This is a genomic window from Erythrobacter sp. WG (assembly GCF_026586795.1).
GTDB lineage: Bacteria > Pseudomonadota > Alphaproteobacteria > Sphingomonadales > Sphingomonadaceae > Erythrobacter.
This window is the reverse complement of the sequence record NZ_JAPFGY010000003.1, coordinates 77,256-93,188: the sequence shown is the minus strand read 5'-3', so window position 1 is coordinate 93,188 and position 15,933 is coordinate 77,256. Positions and strand designations below refer to the sequence as shown.

15 protein-coding genes are annotated in these 15,933 nt (G+C 67.3%); 9 read left to right on the top strand and 6 right to left on the bottom strand.

Translation table 11 applies throughout. The features are described from left to right. Positions 1–7: 7 nt before the first annotated feature. Together OPU67_RS02535 and OPU67_RS02530 are read right to left on the bottom strand one after the other, a co-directional pair. Complete coding sequence (locus tag OPU67_RS02535) at positions 8–1,036, bottom strand: L,D-transpeptidase family protein (protein WP_267617320.1); 1,029 nt, start codon at positions 1,034–1,036, stop codon at positions 8–10. 286 nt (positions 1,037–1,322) lie between these two features. Next, positions 1,323–2,723 carry a methyl-accepting chemotaxis protein gene (locus OPU67_RS02530; RefSeq protein ID WP_267617318.1) on the bottom strand — a complete coding sequence of 467 codons (1,401 nt, stop codon included), beginning with the start codon at positions 2,721–2,723 and terminating at the stop codon, positions 1,323–1,325. Positions 2,724–2,854: 131 nt separating this feature from the next. On the opposite strand from OPU67_RS02530, the gene OPU67_RS02525 reads away from it, so the two are divergent. Both OPU67_RS02525 and OPU67_RS02520 read left to right on the top strand, forming a co-directional pair. Then, positions 2,855–4,039 carry a vWA domain-containing protein gene (locus OPU67_RS02525; protein ID WP_267617316.1) on the top strand — a complete coding sequence of 395 codons (1,185 nt, stop codon included), beginning with the start codon at positions 2,855–2,857 and terminating at the stop codon, positions 4,037–4,039. Next, complete coding sequence (locus tag OPU67_RS02520; protein WP_267617314.1) at positions 4,040–4,888, top strand: DUF817 domain-containing protein; 849 nt, start codon at positions 4,040–4,042, stop codon at positions 4,886–4,888. Here OPU67_RS02520 and OPU67_RS02515 read toward each other — a convergent pair. Further along, complete coding sequence (locus OPU67_RS02515; RefSeq protein WP_267617312.1) at positions 4,885–6,180, bottom strand: spinster family MFS transporter; 1,296 nt, start codon at positions 6,178–6,180, stop codon at positions 4,885–4,887. The genes OPU67_RS02520 and OPU67_RS02515 overlap by 4 nt on opposite strands. A 76-nt stretch (positions 6,181–6,256) precedes the next feature. Beyond that, complete coding sequence (locus OPU67_RS02510; RefSeq protein ID WP_267617310.1) at positions 6,257–7,456, bottom strand: DUF1343 domain-containing protein; 1,200 nt, start codon at positions 7,454–7,456, stop codon at positions 6,257–6,259. Between the two features lie 92 nt (positions 7,457–7,548). Between OPU67_RS02510 and OPU67_RS02505 the strand changes: the two genes are divergently transcribed. Beyond that, positions 7,549–8,049, top strand: a complete 501-nt coding sequence (locus tag OPU67_RS02505) for a TspO/MBR family protein (protein WP_267617309.1) — start codon at positions 7,549–7,551, stop codon at positions 8,047–8,049. On the opposite strand, the gene OPU67_RS02500 is transcribed toward OPU67_RS02505, so the two are convergent. Beyond that, a complete protein-coding gene (locus tag OPU67_RS02500) occupies positions 8,046–8,561 on the bottom strand; it encodes a DOMON-like domain-containing protein (RefSeq protein WP_267617307.1) in 516 nt (171 codons plus the stop codon). The genes OPU67_RS02505 and OPU67_RS02500 overlap by 4 nt on opposite strands. 77 nt (positions 8,562–8,638) lie before the next feature. Between OPU67_RS02500 and tyrS the strand changes: the two genes are divergently transcribed. From tyrS to OPU67_RS02470, 6 genes are all read left to right on the top strand, one after another. Next, positions 8,639–9,868, top strand: coding sequence for a tyrosine--tRNA ligase (gene tyrS, locus OPU67_RS02495; protein ID WP_267617305.1), 1,230 nt, complete (start codon positions 8,639–8,641; stop codon positions 9,866–9,868). Positions 9,869–9,954: 86 nt separating this feature from the next. Then, positions 9,955–10,293, top strand: coding sequence for a PilZ domain-containing protein (locus tag OPU67_RS02490; RefSeq protein ID WP_267617303.1), 339 nt, complete (start codon positions 9,955–9,957; stop codon positions 10,291–10,293). An 88-nt stretch (positions 10,294–10,381) separates the two neighbouring features. After that, positions 10,382–11,647 carry an MFS transporter gene (locus OPU67_RS02485; RefSeq protein WP_267617301.1) on the top strand — a complete coding sequence of 422 codons (1,266 nt, stop codon included), beginning with the start codon at positions 10,382–10,384 and terminating at the stop codon, positions 11,645–11,647. After that, positions 11,644–12,564 carry a cysteine synthase A gene (cysK, locus tag OPU67_RS02480; protein ID WP_267617299.1) on the top strand — a complete coding sequence of 307 codons (921 nt, stop codon included), beginning with the start codon at positions 11,644–11,646 and terminating at the stop codon, positions 12,562–12,564. The genes OPU67_RS02485 and cysK overlap by 4 nt, the downstream gene beginning before the upstream one ends. Then, positions 12,561–13,268: a dienelactone hydrolase family protein gene (locus OPU67_RS02475; RefSeq protein WP_267617297.1), complete on the top strand. Its 708-nt coding sequence runs from the start codon at positions 12,561–12,563 to the stop codon at positions 13,266–13,268. Before cysK ends, OPU67_RS02475 begins: the two co-directional genes overlap by 4 nt. Positions 13,269–13,361: 93 nt before the next feature. After that, entirely contained in the window at positions 13,362–13,934 is a 573-nt protein-coding gene (locus tag OPU67_RS02470; RefSeq protein WP_267617295.1) for a hypothetical protein, read from the top strand. Between the two features lie 172 nt (positions 13,935–14,106). Here OPU67_RS02470 and OPU67_RS02465 read toward each other — a convergent pair whose 3' ends face one another. Next, positions 14,107–15,912: an acyl-CoA dehydrogenase C-terminal domain-containing protein gene (locus OPU67_RS02465; protein WP_267617293.1), complete on the bottom strand. Its 1,806-nt coding sequence runs from the start codon at positions 15,910–15,912 to the stop codon at positions 14,107–14,109. Between the last annotated feature and the right edge of the window lie 21 nt (positions 15,913–15,933).

Sequence of the window (15,933 nt, the reverse complement as noted above, 5' to 3'; positions counted from 1 at the left end):
GGCTAGGTCAGCTGACCGGGAAGCAGGCGATCCCGGCGCGCTTCAGCGCGGCGCAGGTGGCGTGGGCACCGGGGGCCGAGGCGCGCAGGCGGTAATACTGGGTGCCGTTCACCACGGCGGGGATGATCGCCATCTGCATGGCCTTGAGTTCGGGCTTGCGGACCGCGACCGCTTCCCAATGCGCCTGCGCGAGCGCCGGAGAAAGCGTCGCGGCGAGCTGGATCGTCTGGCCCTTGCCCTGCGCGTCGGGCGCGGGGGTGGTTGCGGCGGCGGTCTGCGCTCCGCCGGCAGCGACACCCTCGGGTGCGGGGATCATCCTTGCCGCAGCGGGCCTGCTGCCCGCCTCGCCGGTCTCGTCCGCCTTGCGTGCAAGCGCCTCGCGCGAGCGGCGCAGCAGCACGGGGTCGATCGGCACCGTGGCCTCGCTCGCCCTTGCCAGCGCCAGCGCTTCCTTGTGGCTCGGGAGCGGCGCATCGACGATGATCACTGCGGTCGAGGCCGGGTTGGTGACCCTGAACAATTCGCGGGCAAAGGCGCTCGGCACCCGGATGCAGCCGTGCGAGGCCGGGTAGCCGGGCAGGTGCCCGGCATGGATCGCGATCCCGCTCCACGTCAGGCGCTGCATGAAGGGCATCGGCGCGTTGCTGTAGAGGTTGGAGCGGTGGAAGGTCTTCTTCTGGAGGATCGCGAAGACGCCCGCCGGGGTGCGCTTGCCGCGTCGCCCGGTCGACACCGGGCTGGAGCGCCACAGCGCGCCGTCCCGGAACACGTCCATGCGCTGCGAGGCGAGGCTGATGGTGATGACGGTGCCGCTGTCCAGCACCTCGCCGACCAGCTTGGGCGGCGGCGGCGGCGGGTCCGGCAGCGGCGGTGTCGGCGGCGGGGGCAGCTCGGCCGCGACGACCGGCGGCAGCGTCTCGGCCTGCGCCGCGCTCTCGATGGGCAAGGCGTTCTCGCCGCGGACTTCGGGGATGCAGGCCGACAGCAGCAGCCCGGCCGCCAGCAGCACGATGTCCCTGATCCGTGAAAGCGCCACCCGCGCACTCCCGCGTTAGCCTTAAGGGTTAACGCGTAATGTGCCGGGGCAGACTGCGCAAGGGGCGACGGGGTCCGGCGCGGCGCCTCAGCTGCCGCCTATCCGGTGATCCACCACGATCCAGCGCAAATGCGGGCAAGTGTATCGCTGCGCCGGGATAGTGCGGCCTCGGCCGGGTCCAGACCCCCGCCAGACCCCGGTTAGACCCGGGTTAGACCCCTGCCAGCTCGCCTCAGCTACGATGCATTGTGCTGTTTCACGTGAAACATCGCGCCGCCGGAGGGTCTCAGCCGAAACTGTAGGCGAGCTCGAAATCGCCCCACCGTCGCCCGCCGATGACCAGCGGGACATAGACGTTGCGGACCACGACGTAGGACGCCCCGTCGCCCTCCTGGCGATAGACCGCCATCATGTAGGGCGCGCCCGACAGTTTGGCCTTGCGGTCGATCGCCTCGAGCATGATGCGCCCGTTGCGGCAGAACTGGGTGTCGTGGGTGAGATCGCCCGTGGGCGTGCGGCTACGCTCGGTGAGGTGGGTGGGCAGGAACCCGTTCATGTCGGTGCATGCGGCGGCCAAAACACGAGAATCGCTTGATTTTGCCCGGTCGAGGAAAGGCCGCCATTCGGCATGGGCCCAGTCGGTAAGGCGGGTGCGGAACAGCGGCGGGTTGGTGCCGGGGACGCTCTGGTAGTCGGTATCGAACAGCGCCGCGGTGGTGATCGCACCCTTCGCGAGCGCCGCCTCGGTGTGGGCGACGAGCTCCCCACAGATCGCCTGCGCCTGCGCGACCATGGCGCTGTCGTCCGGAGAAAGTCCTGCATGAACAATGCGATCGAACATCTCGGAGGCGGTGATCTCGAGCTCCTCCATCTTGCGATGGGCGCCGTGCAGGCGATCCTCGTTGCGCCGCGAGGCGGCATCGAAACTGGTGAGCACGCGTTGGACCCGGTCGACATGGCCCGAGATCGTGCCGGTCGAGCGGGCGATGACGTCGTTCTGCTTGTCGACCTCCTCGACCAGCGCGCCGACATTCGTGATGGTGCTCTCGATCCGCGCGACAGAGGCCCGCGCCTCCCCGCTCGCCCGCGAGCCCGCCTCGATCCGGCCGATCACCTCGGCCGCCTCGCCGCCCAGCGCGTCGATGGTGGCAGCGATCTCCTCGGTCGCTTTGCGGGTGTCGCTGGCGAGGCTTTTCACCTCGCTCGCGACGACCGCGAAGGTGCGGCCGGCGTCCCCTGCGCGCATCGCCTCGATGGTCGCGTTCAGGGCGAGAATGTTAGTGGTTTCGGCAATCTCGCCAATGTCTTGCGCGCTGCGGCGGACCTGTTCCATCGCGGCGGAGAAGCTCGTGACGTGCTGGCCCAAGGTGTCGACCAGCTCGATCAGCGAGGCGATCTGGCCCAGCGACGACTGGATCAGCGCCGTGCCTTCCGACAGGCGCTCGATCGCGCGCTCCGACAGCAGCCGCGCCTCGTCGCTCGCCTCGGCGACCTTGGTCTGGTCGGCCTCCAGCGCGCGCACGGTTTCGGCCAGTGCCTCGTGTTCGGAGCGCAGGGTCTTGGAGGACTGGATCACGGCCTCCACAACACCCGCGACATCGGTGCAGCCCACCGTCACCGCGCCGCAGCTCTCCGGGATCATCCCGAGCGCGTGAGCATTGGCGGTGTCGATCGCGATCTGGTGCATGGGGTAAGGCGGCCCTTCCTTCGGTACGGCCCTGCCTAGAACCGGGATGGTAAGCGAAGGGTTAAGGGTTGCCCCTGCCGACCCGGAAAGAGGGCTGGTCACGCCGCGCGGCGCGGGTTAATCAGGCGCCCATGTTCTTCAACTTCGTCGACGAGCTTCGCGCCGCCGGGATCGGCGCCTCCTTCAAGGAGCACCTCACCCTCTTGGAGGCGCTCGACAAGGACGTGATCGAGCAGACTCCGGAAGCTTTCTACTACCTCTCCCGCGCGACCTTCGTGAAGGACGAGGGGCTGCTGGACCGGTTCGACCAGGTGTTCCAGAAGGTCTTCAAGGGGATCATGACCGACTACGGCCAGAACCCGGTCGACATCCCCGAAGACTGGCTGAAGGCCGTTGCCGAGAAGTTCCTCACTCCCGAGGAGATGGAGGCGATCAAGTCCCTCGGAGACTGGGACGAGATCATGGAGACGCTCAAGAAGCGGCTCGAGGAGCAGGAAAAGCGCCACCAGGGCGGAAACAAGTGGATCGGCACGGGGGGCACCTCGCCCTTCGGCAACTCCGGCTACAACCCCGAAGGCGTGCGCATCGGCGGGGAAGCCAAGCACGGCCGCGCGATCAAGGTCTGGGAAAAGCGCGAGTTCAAGAACCTCGACAACACCAAGGAGCTCGGCACCCGCAACATCAAGATGGCGCTGCGCCGCCTGCGCCGTTTCGCCCGCGAGGGCGCGGCGGACGAGCTCGACATTCCCGGCACCATCGAAGGCACCGCCAAGCAGGGCTGGCTCGACATCCGGATGCGGCCCGAGCGGCGCAATGCCGTCAAGCTGCTGCTGTTCCTCGACGTCGGCGGCTCGATGGACCCCTTCATCAAGCTGGTCGAGGAGCTGTTCAGCGCCGCCACGGCGGAGTTCAAGAACCTCGAATTCTTCTACTTCCACAACTGCCTCTACGAAGGGGTGTGGAAGGACAACAAGCGCCGCTGGCAGGAACGCACCAAGACCTGGGACGTGCTCCACAAATATGGCCACGACTACAAGATAGTCTTCGTCGGCGATGCGGCGATGAGCCCCTACGAGATCACCCATCCGGGCGGCTCGGTCGAGCACATGAACGAGGAGGCGGGTGCGGTGTGGCTCCAGCGCGTCACGAACACCTACCCCGCGACCGTGTGGCTCAACCCCGTGCCCGAGAAGCAGTGGGGCTATTCGCAGTCGACCAAGATGATCAAGCAGCTGATGGGCGACCGGATGTATCCGCTGACGCTCGAAGGGCTGGACGACGCGATGCGGGAGCTCTCGCGGAAGCACGGGGCTTGATTGTCAGCGCCTGAGCGTCGCCACACCCGCTTCGAGGCGATCCGCCTCCGTCTCGAAGCGTTCGACCCCGGCACGGGCTGGCGGCTCGCCCTCTACGAATTCCTGCTGTTCGGCTTCAAGCAGGGCTGGGCCTGCCTGTTCGGGGGCCTGCTGCTCGCGCTGCTGCTCGGGACTCACCTTTTCTACCCCGACAGCGCGCCGCTGCACCGCTATGACTTTCTGACGCTAGCCGCCATTGCCATTCAGGCCGGCATGCTCGCCTTCCGTCTGGAGACATGGCGAGAAGCGCGCGTCATCCTGATCTTCCACATCGTCGGCACGGTGATGGAGCTGTTCAAGACTGAGGCCGGCTCATGGACCTATCCCGAGGCGAGCGTGCTCCACATCGGTGCGGTGCCGCTGTTTTCGGGATTCATGTATGCCGCCGTCGGCAGCTACATCGCGCGGGTGTGGCGGATCTTCGACTTCCGCTTCACCCACTACCCGCCGGCGTGGGTGACATGGGCCTTGGCGGCGGCGATCTACGTCAACTTTTTCGCGCACCACTTCACCATCGACATCCGCTGGGGACTGTTTGCCGCCACGGCGCTGATCTTCGCGCGGACCCGTGTCCATTTCCGCAACTGGCGCGTGCATCGCTGGATGCCGGTGCTGGTCGGTTTCGGCCTCGTCGCGCTGTTCATCTGGTTCGCGGAGAACATCGCGACCTTCGCCAATGCCTGGAACTATCCGGGGCAGGAGAAGGAGTGGCGCATGGTCAGCCTCGCCAAATACGGCAGCTGGTATCTGCTGATGCTCATCAGCTTCGTGCTGGTGACGCTGGTGCAGCCCGTGCGGGAGGCGGATTAGGCCCCCTTCCGGTCGAGCTCCGCATCGAGGTGCAGGCTGCACCGCCAGAAGAAGAACGCCGGCACCAGCCCCAGCACCGCCGCGCCGTAGAGCACGTAGCGCACGCTGTCCGCGCCATACGCGGGTTGCAGCCAATCCGACAGCATCCCGAAAAACAGCGGACCCAGCCCCAGGCCAATGAGATTCTGGAAGAACAGCAGCATGGCCGCCGCGATGGCTCGCGCCTTGAGCGGCACAAGGCCCTGCGCTGCCGAATAGGTCGGGCCGTAATAGAGGGCATTGCACACCGTCGGCACGAACAGCAACGCCAGCGCCAGCGGCCAGCTCGGCGCCTGGTAGGCGGCGATTGCCAGCGGCGCTGCCAGCGCCATCCCGATCGCCGGCGCGCTCAGCACATGGCGGCGTCGGGTCGCGCCGAAGCGATCAGCGAGATAGCCTCCCGCCCAGGTGCCGATCATCCCCGCCACGCCTCCCAGCAGGCCGAACCACAGCCCCACCTGCCCCGGGGTGAGATCATGGGTGCGCTGGAAGAAGATCGTCGTCCAGGTCGTCTTTCCGTAGGACAGGAACGCTGCCGAGGAGCCCGCGAGCAGCAGCAGCACGAAAGCTCGCGATTGCATCACCTCCCGCACCGCTTGGCCCAGCGGAAGCGCCTGCGCCGGAGCCTGCGCGCGCAATACCGCCGCGGCGTCAATCCGGCGCGGGTCCCTGAGGACGAACCAGACGAGCAGCGCCAGCCCGACGCCGGGCAGCCCGACCACCACGAAGGCCTCGCGCCACCCAACCCAATCGGCCAGCGTCCCGCCGATGATCATGCCGAGCAGCGTCCCGACGGGGATGCCGAGCGAATAGAAGGCGAGCGCCGAGGCGCGCTTTTCGGGCGGGACCATGTCGCTGATCAGCGAATGCGCAGGCGGCGTGCACCCCGCCTCGCCGACGCCGACGCCGATCCGGGCGAGCAGCAACTGCCAGAAATTCTGCGCCAGGCCGCAGATCGCGGTCATGCCCGACCACAGCGCGAGAGAGACCGCGATAAGCTTGGGCCGGCTTGTCGCAGGCCGGTCCGCGATCCGTGCGATGGGAATGCCGAGCACGGTGTAGAAGAGCGCAAAGGCGAGCCCGGTCATCAGCCCGATCTGGGTGTCCGACAGTTCGAGATCGCGGGCGATCGGTTCGGCGAGGATGTTGACGATCTGCCGGTCGATGAAATTGAAGACGTAGACCGTCAGCAGGATCCACAAGGTGACCCTCACCGATTGCGCGCCCGTGCCGCTCGCTGCCGCGGTTGCCATTCGTTCTCTCTCCCAATGGTGACGGTTATTCCGCCATCCTTGCCTTGCGCGCGCCTTGCGGCGTCATGACGTCAGGTCAGTAAAGCAGGTGTTCGCGTACCTCGGCAACCCATGCCGCCTCGTCATGTGACGTCATGGCGTCGAGATCGTCCGGCGTCGCTGCCGGATCGTCGACCCATTCGCGCAAGCCCGGGCCGCCGTTGATGACGTCGATCGCGAGGCGGGTGAGTTCGTACTCGTAAGGGAAATCACGCCACAGCGGGTAATCGGGATAAAGCCTCCGGATCGCCTTGAAGGCCAGCGCCTGCAAGCGCCAGGGGCGGAAGGCGTGATGGTCGTAGAACCCACCTTCCGCGTGGATCATCAGGGCGTTGCAGAGCTTTCCTGCGTGCTTGTGGAAGGTCGGCTCGAACCAGCATTCCCGCAGCGCGGCGCCCACCAGCCACTCCGGCGCGAGCTTGCGCATGACCTTGAGGACGCCGCCCCCGTCGATATCCGGTGCGCCGAAAAGCACCTCGAGCGGACGCGTGGTGCCCCGCCCTTCGGACAGGGTCGTGCCCTCGAGCATCACGGTCCCAGCATAGCAGCGCGCCATGTTCACGTTGGCGGCATTGGGCGAAGGGTTGATCCACAGCCGTGACGTCGGCCAGCCGAAGCCGTCATCCGCATCGGGACGCCAGCCCTCCATCGCCACCACCTTGTAGACGACGTCGAGGCCGAAATGCGCGATGAACCAGTGGCCCATCTCCCCCATGGTGAGGCCGTGGCGCATCGGCATCGGGGCGGCGCCGACGAAGCTCTCCTGCCCCGGCACCAGCAGCGTGCCCTCGACCGGGCGCCCGGCGGGATTGGGCCGGTCGAGCACCCACACCTCCTTGCCGGCCTTGGCCGCCTCCTCCAGCAGGTAGAGCAGCGTGGTGACGAAGGTGTAGATGCGGCAGCCCAGGTCCTGGAGATCGAACAGGAACACGTCCGCGCTCGACATCATCTGCCCCGTGGGGCGGCGCACCTCGCCGTAGAGCGAGAAGATCGGGATGCCGTAGCGCGGATCCATCTCGTCCGCGGTCTCGACCATGTTGTCCTGCTTGTCGCCCTTGAGGCCGTGCTGCGGACCGAAAGCGCTGTTGACCTGCACGCCGGCGGCGATCAGCGCGTCGAGACTGTGGGTGAGGTTTGCGGTGACGCTCGCCGGATGGGCGACCAGCGCGACGCGGCGGCCCTTCAGTTGGCGGAGGAGTTCGGGGTCGGCGAGCAGCCGGTCGATGCCGTTCTTCATGGCGCCATGGGTTGGATCAGCGCGCGGCCAAAGGCAATGGCTGCCACGTGCACAACCCGGGAACATTGCAGCGCCCGCCCGGGTTAGTGGTCGTGGACAGCAGCTGGATCCCGATCATCGTTGCCGCCGGATGGGCGATCCTGCTTGGCGGCGCGGGCGGCGCGCTGACCGAGATCGGACCATGGTATCGCAACCTGAAGAAGCCGTCGTGGCAGCCGCCCGATTGGCTGTTCGGCCCGGCGTGGACGGTGATCCTCGGGCTTGCAGGCTGGAGCTTCTACATCGGCCTGACCGAAGCGGCGAGGCCGCAAGCGCTCCTCGCAGTGTGGGGACTTTTCGCGGTCAACTTCGTGCTGCACTTCCTGTGGTCCCCGCTGTTCTTCAAGCTGCGCCGTCCCGATTGGGCGCTGGCGGAGAACGTGCTGCTGTGGCTGTCGGTCACGGCGCTGATGGTGGTGCTGCCCCGCCTCGCCGGCAACAGCCTCGCCGGGTGGCTCAACGTGCCCTATTTCGTCTGGGTGAGTTTCGCCTTCATCCTCAATGCCAAGATCGTGCGCCTGAACCGCCCCTTCGGTGCGAGTGCGGCGGCTTAGCGCTCGACGATCAATGCGCGGTTGGCTTCCGAATGGAATTCGGGCTTGCCGGGCGGAAAGGCGAGCGCCCAGTATTGCTTGGCGCCATCGGCCTGCTCGACGACGGCGTTCAATGCCACCTGTGCCGGATCGGCAAGCTCTGCGGCGATCGTGGCGGTAAGGACGAGGCCCGCTTCGTCCCGCAGGGTCGCGATCCGCACCTCCGCGACCGGGGCATCGCGCATCCCGGTGCGGAAGGCGTCGAAGTCATAGGCGGCCCATGCGCCCGACGGCGAGAGGTTGAACTCGCGATAGCCCGTCCCCCCGAGCGGCTGCCAGAAGATCTCGAAGCAGGTGGTCTGCCACAGGTTGTCCTGTCGCCGTGGCTCTGCGGCTTCGGGGATCACGATCCACTCGAGGTGCCCGTCGATCCGGAATTCGGCCGCACAGCCATAAGGCGTCGCGGTGACCGCGGCCGTGACCGCGCGGACCGGGCCGAGATCGCAGGCGACGTGGAGCATCAGCGGGTGCATGGGCGCTGTGTGCCGTCTCCCCGTGCTCCCGGCAAGCCACTTCCCGCCGCGCCCGCGCGCTGATAGGGCCGCGCGCCATGAGCACCTACGAATCCGATCTTCTGCGCCTCCTCGACGAGCGCGGCTACATCCACCAGCAGACCGATGCGGCGGGCCTCGACGCCATCGCCGCCAAGCAGGTCGTGCCGGGCTATATCGGGTTCGACGCAACCGCGCCCTCGCTCCACATCGGCAGCCTCGTGCAGATCATGATGCTCCGGCGCTTGCAGCAGGCCGGGCACAAGCCGATCGTGCTGATGGGCGGGGGCACGACCCGCATCGGCGACCCGACGGGGCGGGACGAGAGCCGCAAGATGCTCACCGACGAGACGATCGAGGCCAACATCGCCTCGATCATGACAGTGTTCGACAAGCTGCTGACCTTCGGGGACGGGCCGACCGATGCGGTCATGGTCAACAACCACGACTGGCTGGGGAAGCTCGGCTACATCCAGCTCCTCCAGGAGGTCGGCACCCATTTCACCGTCAACCGAATGCTGACCTTCGATTCGGTCCGCCTGCGGCTCGAGCGAGAGCAGCCGATGACCTTTCTCGAATTCAACTACATGATCCTCCAAGGCTACGATTTCAGGCATTTGAGCCGTGAACTTGGCGTGCGCCTGCAAATGGGCGGATCGGACCAGTGGGGCAATATCGTCAACGGCGTCGAGCTCGGACGGCGCATGGACGGGGCCGAGCTGTTCGGCCTCACCACGCCGCTGCTGACCACCGCGAGCGGCGCCAAGATGGGCAAGACCGCTGCCGGCGCCGTGTGGCTCAACGAGGACCAGCTGCCTGCCTACGACTTCTGGCAATACTGGCGCAATGTCGACGACGCCGATGTCGGCCGCTTCCTGCGGCTCTTCACCGACTTGCCGCTCGATGAGATAAGCCGGCTCGAAGCGCTTGAAGGCGCTGAGATAAATGCCGCCAAGGTGGTTCTCGCCAACGAGGTCACCAAGCTGGTGCGCGGTGCGGATGCCGCCGTCCGCGCCGAGGCGACGGCACGCGAGACCTTCGCCGGTGCCGGCGCAGGCGAGGATCTCCCCACTATTGCAACCGGCCCCGATGGCATACGCATCGCAGCGCTGCTGACCGAGGTGGGCCTCACCGCCTCCAACGGCGAAGCCAAACGCAAGCTTGCCGAGAATGCCGTGAAGCTCGAGGGCAAGACCATCAACGACCCGGCGCACCTCGTGCTGCCGCAGGAGGGCGAAACCCTGCGCATCAGCCTCGGCAAGAAGAAGCACGCGCTCGTCCGCCGTTAGGGGGACCCCCGAGCTTTTACCAATTGTCAGCCTTTCTCGGGCATTTCCCATTCCTGCGACGCAGACGGAGGGAAGGATCGCGACACGTGCCGAGCGGAGCCAATCTCAGCGTTACCGACCTGCGCCGCGCCGCGCGCCATCCGGTCGATTTTCCCGCGATCGTCGAGCACTTCGTTCATGGCGATCTGCACCTTCACGTCTGCAACCTGTCCGCCCACGGCTTTATGGTCGACAATGGCGAGCGGCTCGCACGGGGTGACCGCATCATCATCCGCCTGCCGGTGGTCGGCCGGATTGAGGCCTACGTGATCTGGACCCGCGACAGCCGAGCCGGCTTCCAGTTCGAGCGGATCGTCAGGCTCGACGATTTCGTCGCGATCATCGACGAGCTCCAGCCCAATCCGCGGCTGCGCCGAACGCGCTGAGCGGCGGCGCCTGCCCAAGTCGGGCTGACCCCCCGACGAGTTTCGCCTGCTTGGCAGCGGGCCGATCGCCTGCCATGGCGCGGGCGTCATGGAACCTACCAGCCCGCTTCAGATCCCCGATTACCGCCGCTACTGGCTGGCCCGGTTCATGGGCGTCTTCGCCACGATCTCGATGGTGGTCCTGCTCGGCTATCAGCTCTACGCGGTGGCGCGCGACGATTACGGGATGAGCGTTGCCGAGGCCTCGTTCCAGCTCGGCCTGCTGGGTCTCGCGCAGTTCATCCCCCTGTTCCTGCTGACGCCGGTGGCGGGGCTCGCCGCCGACCGCTTCGATCGGCGCCACGTGGCCGCCTTCGCCAACGGGATCGATGCCTGCGTGGCGATCGTGCTGGCGCTGCTGACCTGGGCCGACGGGCTGAGCCTGCCCGTCCTTTTCACCCTTGCCGCAGCGCACGGTGCGGCGCGCGTGTTCCTCGGCCCCTCGATGAGCGCGATCGCCCCCAACATCGTCGGTCCCGCCCTGCTGCCGCGCGCCATCGCGCTGTCCTCGATCGCCTGGCAGACCGCGAGCGTCGCCGGCCCGGCGGTCGGCGGGCTGATCTTCGGCCGCGCCGAGTGGCTCCCCCACGCGCTTTCGGCAGGACTGCTGCTGTCCTCGATGCTGCTGATCCTCACGGTCCGCCCGATCCGCGCCAAGCATGAGGGGCCGCCCCTCAAGCCGGTCAGGCAGATCATCGAGGGGCTTACCTATGTCTGGCGCGAGCGGTTCCTGCTGGGGTCGATCACGCTCGACCTGTTTGCCGTGTTGCTGGCCGGGGCGACCGCATTGCTGCCGGTCTTCGCGCGTGACATCCTGTTCGTCGGCCCGGAAGGCCTGGGATTGATGCGCGCCGCCCCCGCCCTCGGCGCGGCCGGCGTCGCGCTGTGGCTGTCGTTCCGTCCGCTGGAGCGCGAGGTCGGCACCAAGATGCTGATCTCGGTCGCCGCCTTCGGCGCGCTGACGATCGCCTTCGCCCTGTCCCGCAGCTTCACGCTTTCGCTGGCGATCCTCGCGATGATGGGCGCGGTCGACATGATCTCGGTGTTCATCAGAAGCTCGCTGGTCCAGCTCTTCACGCCCGACGACAAGCGCGGGCGGGTGTCCTCGATCTCGGGTCTTGCGATCTCCGCATCGAACGAACTCGGCGAGATGCAGTCGGGGCTCGCCGCGGCGTTGCTGGGCGCGGTGGGCGCGGTTGTATTCGGCGGCGCGGGTGCGATATTCGTGACACTGGTCTGGGCGTGGTATTTCCCCGAATTGCGCCGGGCCCGCAGCTTCGAGCCGCAGGAATTGAAACGAGAGGTATCATCATGAAGGCCGACAACATCCTCGCCACGATTGGCGGCACGCCGCATATCCGCCTGTCGCGGCTGTTCCCGGACCACGAGGTGTGGGTGAAGTCGGAACGCGCCAACCCCGGGGGCTCGATCAAGGACCGGATCGCGCTCGCCATGGTCGAGGATGCCGAGGCCCGCGGCGCGCTGAAGCCCGGTGGCACGATCGTCGAGCCAACTTCGGGCAACACCGGGATCGGCCTTGCCATGGTCGCTGCGGTCAAGGGCTACAAGCTGGTGCTGGTGATGCCCGAATCCATGTCGATCGAGCGGCGCCGCCTGATGCTCGCCTATGGCGCGAGCTTCGACCTCACCCCGCGCGAGAAGGGTATGAAGGGCGCGATCGAGCGGGCGATGGAGCTCGTCGCGAGCACGCCGGGCGCATGGATGGCGAGCCAGTTCGACAACCCCGCCAACGTCGATGTCCATGTGCGCACCACCGCGCAGGAAATCCTCGCCGACTTCGCCGACACGCCCATCGACGTGCTGATCACGGGCGTGGGCACCGGCGGGCACCTCACCGGCTGCGCCGAGGAGCTGAAGCGGCACTGGAGCGGCCTCAAGGCCTATGGCGTGGAACCCGCGCTCTCGCCCGTCATCAACGGCGGCCAGCCTGGCCCGCACCCGATCCAGGGGATCGGCGCCGGGTTCATCCCGGGCAACCTCCACACCAACGCCATCGACGGCGCCATCGCGGTCGATGCCGAGGAGGCCAAGGAAATGGCCCGCCGCGCCGCGCGCGAGGAAGGGATGCTGGTCGGCATTTCCTCGGGCGCGACCTTGGCGGCGATCGCCAGCAAGCTGCCCGAACTGCCGGCGGGCGCGCGGGTGCTCGGCTTCAACTACGACACGGGTGAGCGCTATCTCTCGGTGCCGGAATTCCTCCCGGTCGAATGAACCCGCTCGAGCGGATCGACTATGCCGACGGGGCAACCGCGCTGACCGGATGGCTGGCGCGCCCTTCAGGCAAAGCGCGGGCGGCGGTGGCGGTGTTCCCGACTGTCATGAACATGACGCCCGGGATCGAAGCCAAGGCCCGCGCGCTGGCCGAGGCGGGATGCCTCGCCCTTGTCGCGGATTTCTACGGCCCCGATGCCCCGCACGACCTGCAAGGCGCATTGGTGGCGATGGAGCGCCTCCGGGCTGATCCACCTGCGATGCGGGCGCGGCTGCGGGCCACGTTGGCGGCGCTCGCTGCCGCCGCGCCGGGCCTGCCGCAGATGGCGATCGGCTTCTGCCTTGGCGGAATGGCGGTGTTGGAGCTGGCGCGCGATGGCGCTGACCTCGTATTGGGGACAAGCTTCCACGGTCTGCTCGCCACGCCTCTTCCCGCCACTGCGCCCATCAAGCCGCGCCTGCTGGTGTGCCACGGCGATGCGGATTCGCTCGTCCCGCGCTGCGATGTCATCGCCCTGTGGGAGGAGCTCGACCGGGTCGGGGCGGACTGGCATTTCATGTCCTTCGCACGGACCGAACACAGCTTCGCCAATCCCTTCACCCCGGCGGGCGAGCCCAATCCAGCCTATCACCCGGTTGCCGACCGCCAGTCGTGGGCAGCGCTTATGGGACTGATCGACGAGGTCGCGCCCCGCTCCGCTTAGGTGCGGCGTTGACCGATTCCTTAACCCTCGAGGCGTTATCCTTTTGGCCCCATCATCGATGGAGATGGGCAGGTCCCCGGGAACAGTGCCAACATGAAGTTCATCAAGCTCGAATCGCGCGGCGGCAACTATCTCGTGGTGGCCGATAACGTCGCGTGGCTGCGCACCGCGGAGAACGGGCAGACCAATGTCGGGATCATCGGCGGTCAGCCGCTGCTGGTGGTCGGCTCGGTCGAGGAAGTGGCGGCGAAGATTCTCGCGGGAGTGAACGGCGTGGACGAGGCCGCCCCCGCTGCGCCTGCCGCGCCCGTTCAGCCGCCAGCGGCGCCCGCCGCGGCGCCGCAGCAGGTTGCAGCCCCCGCACCCCCTCCGCCCGCTCCGGCGCCGGGGCCCGAGCCGGAACCCGCCCCTGCGCCGAACGCGGTCGCGCCGGAAACCGAACCCCAACCCGAGCCTGAACCCGCCGCGCTCGCTCCCGAACCCGAACTGGAGCCCGCTCCCGCGCCCGAGCCGGTGCGATTGCCGGCCAAGATCGGCGCCGCTGCGCCGCGCCCGCGCCCCGCCAGCGGTTCCGCGAGCCTGTGGGAGCGCCCGGTCGGAACTCCCGTCGCCAAGGGGCTCAAGATCAAGGCCGGCTCGCAGCGGATGATGGGGATGCTCGAGTAGCCGCGCCCTGGCCCCCGCCAGACCAGGCCTTGACCCCCTTTAGCCCCGCCTTAGCCCCTCTCCAGACCCCACTTGCCCCAATCCAGCACCGCTCTGCGGCGATGTTTCACGTGAAACAAAGGGCCACCCTGCCGGTGCAGGATGGCCCTTCGCCGGGGTCGGGTCGGAAGCGTCAGGCCGCGGTCGCGAAAGCCTCGGCCGGGAGCTTCATCATGTATTCGCTGCCCGCCTCGAGCTTGCGGCGCAGCGCGCCCGCGTCGGGGAGGAAGCGTTCGGCATAGTAGTTCGCCGAGACCAGCTTGGCCTCGTAGAAGGCGCGGTCGTCGACTTCACCCGCGAGCTTTGCCGCGGCGACCTTGCCCATCTTCAGCCAGAAGTAGCCGAGCGTCACGATGCCCATGATGTGCATGTAGTGATGCGCGCCCGCGCCGAGGTGGTTGGGGTTGGTGAACGCGTTCATCATGAACCACTGGGTCGCAGCCTTCTGCTCGCCCAGCGCCTTTTCGAGCCGCTCGGCGACCGAAGCGAGCTCCGGCACCTGCTTGGCGGCGGCGATTTCCTCGTCGATCATCGCGAAGAAGGCCTGGATCGCCTTGCCGCCGTTCATGGCGAGCTTGCGCCCGCACAGGTCCATCGCCTGCACGCCGTTGGCGCCTTCGTAGATCATCGCGATGCGGCTATCGCGCACGAACTGCTCCATGCCCCATTCGCGGACGTAGCCGTGGCCGCCGTAGACCTGCTGCATGTTGGTGGCGATGTCGTAGCCCTTGTCGGTGCCGTAACCCTTGATGACCGGGGTCATCAGGCCGATAAGCATGTCGGCGAGCTCGCGCTCCTCGGGTGTCTGCGCCTTGTGGGTGAGATCGACCTGGAGAGCGCCCCACAGGCACAGCGCCCGCATGGCTTCGGTGAAGACCTTGGCGTCCATCAGCATCCGGCGCACGTCGGGGTGGACGAAGATCGGATCGGCCTTGGCTTCGGGATCGGCCGGACCGGTGAGCGCACGGCCCTGACGCCGGTCGAGCGCGTAGTTGACCGCGTTCTGATAGGCGACTTCGGCCTGGGCATAGCCCTGAATCCCGACGCCGAGGCGCGCGGCGTTCATCATGATGAACATGGCGGCGAGCCCCTTGTTCTCCTCGCCCACGAGGTAGCCGGTCGCGCCGTCATAGTTGAGCAGGCAGGTGGCGTTGCCGTGGATGCCCATCTTCTTCTCGATGGAACCGCAGGTGACGCCGTTGCGCTCGCCCGGGTTGCCATCGGCGTCGAGGATGAACTTGGGCACGATGAACAGCGAGATGCCCTTGGTCGAGTCCGGGGCGCCCGGGGTCTTGGCGAGCACGAGGTGGATGATGTTGCTGGTGAGGTCATGCTCGCCGGCCGAGATGAAGATCTTGGTACCGGTGATCGCATAGGTGCCATCGCCATTGGGCACGGCCTTGGTGCGGATCATGCCCAGATCGGTGCCGCAATGCGGCTCGGTGAGGTTCATCGTGCCCGACCACTCGCCCGAGATCATCTTGGGCACATACATCGCCTTCTGCTCGTCCGAGCCCTTGGCAAGGATCGCCGAGATCGCGCCGTTGGTGAGGCCGGGGTACATGGCGAAGGCCTGGTTGGCGGTGCCGGCATATTCCTCGAGCACGAAGCCGAGCACGTGCGGCAAGCCCTGCCCGCCGAATTCCTCGGGCTGGGCGAGCGTGCCCCAACCGCTCTCCACATAGGCCTGATAGGCTTCCTTGAAGCCCGGCGGGGTAGTGACGCTGCCGTCCTCGTGGCGGGTGCAGCCGTGCTCGTCGCCGGCCTGATTGACGGGGGCGAGCACCTCAGCGCAGAACTTGCCGGCCTCGTTGATCACGGTGTCGATCATGTCGGGCGTGGCGTTCTCGAAGCCGGGGAGGTTCCCGTAGCTGGCAAGATCGAGCACTTCGTTGACGATGAAGCGCGTATCGCGGGTGGGCGCGGTGTAGGTCGGCATGGTTGATCCCTGGGTTGCGAG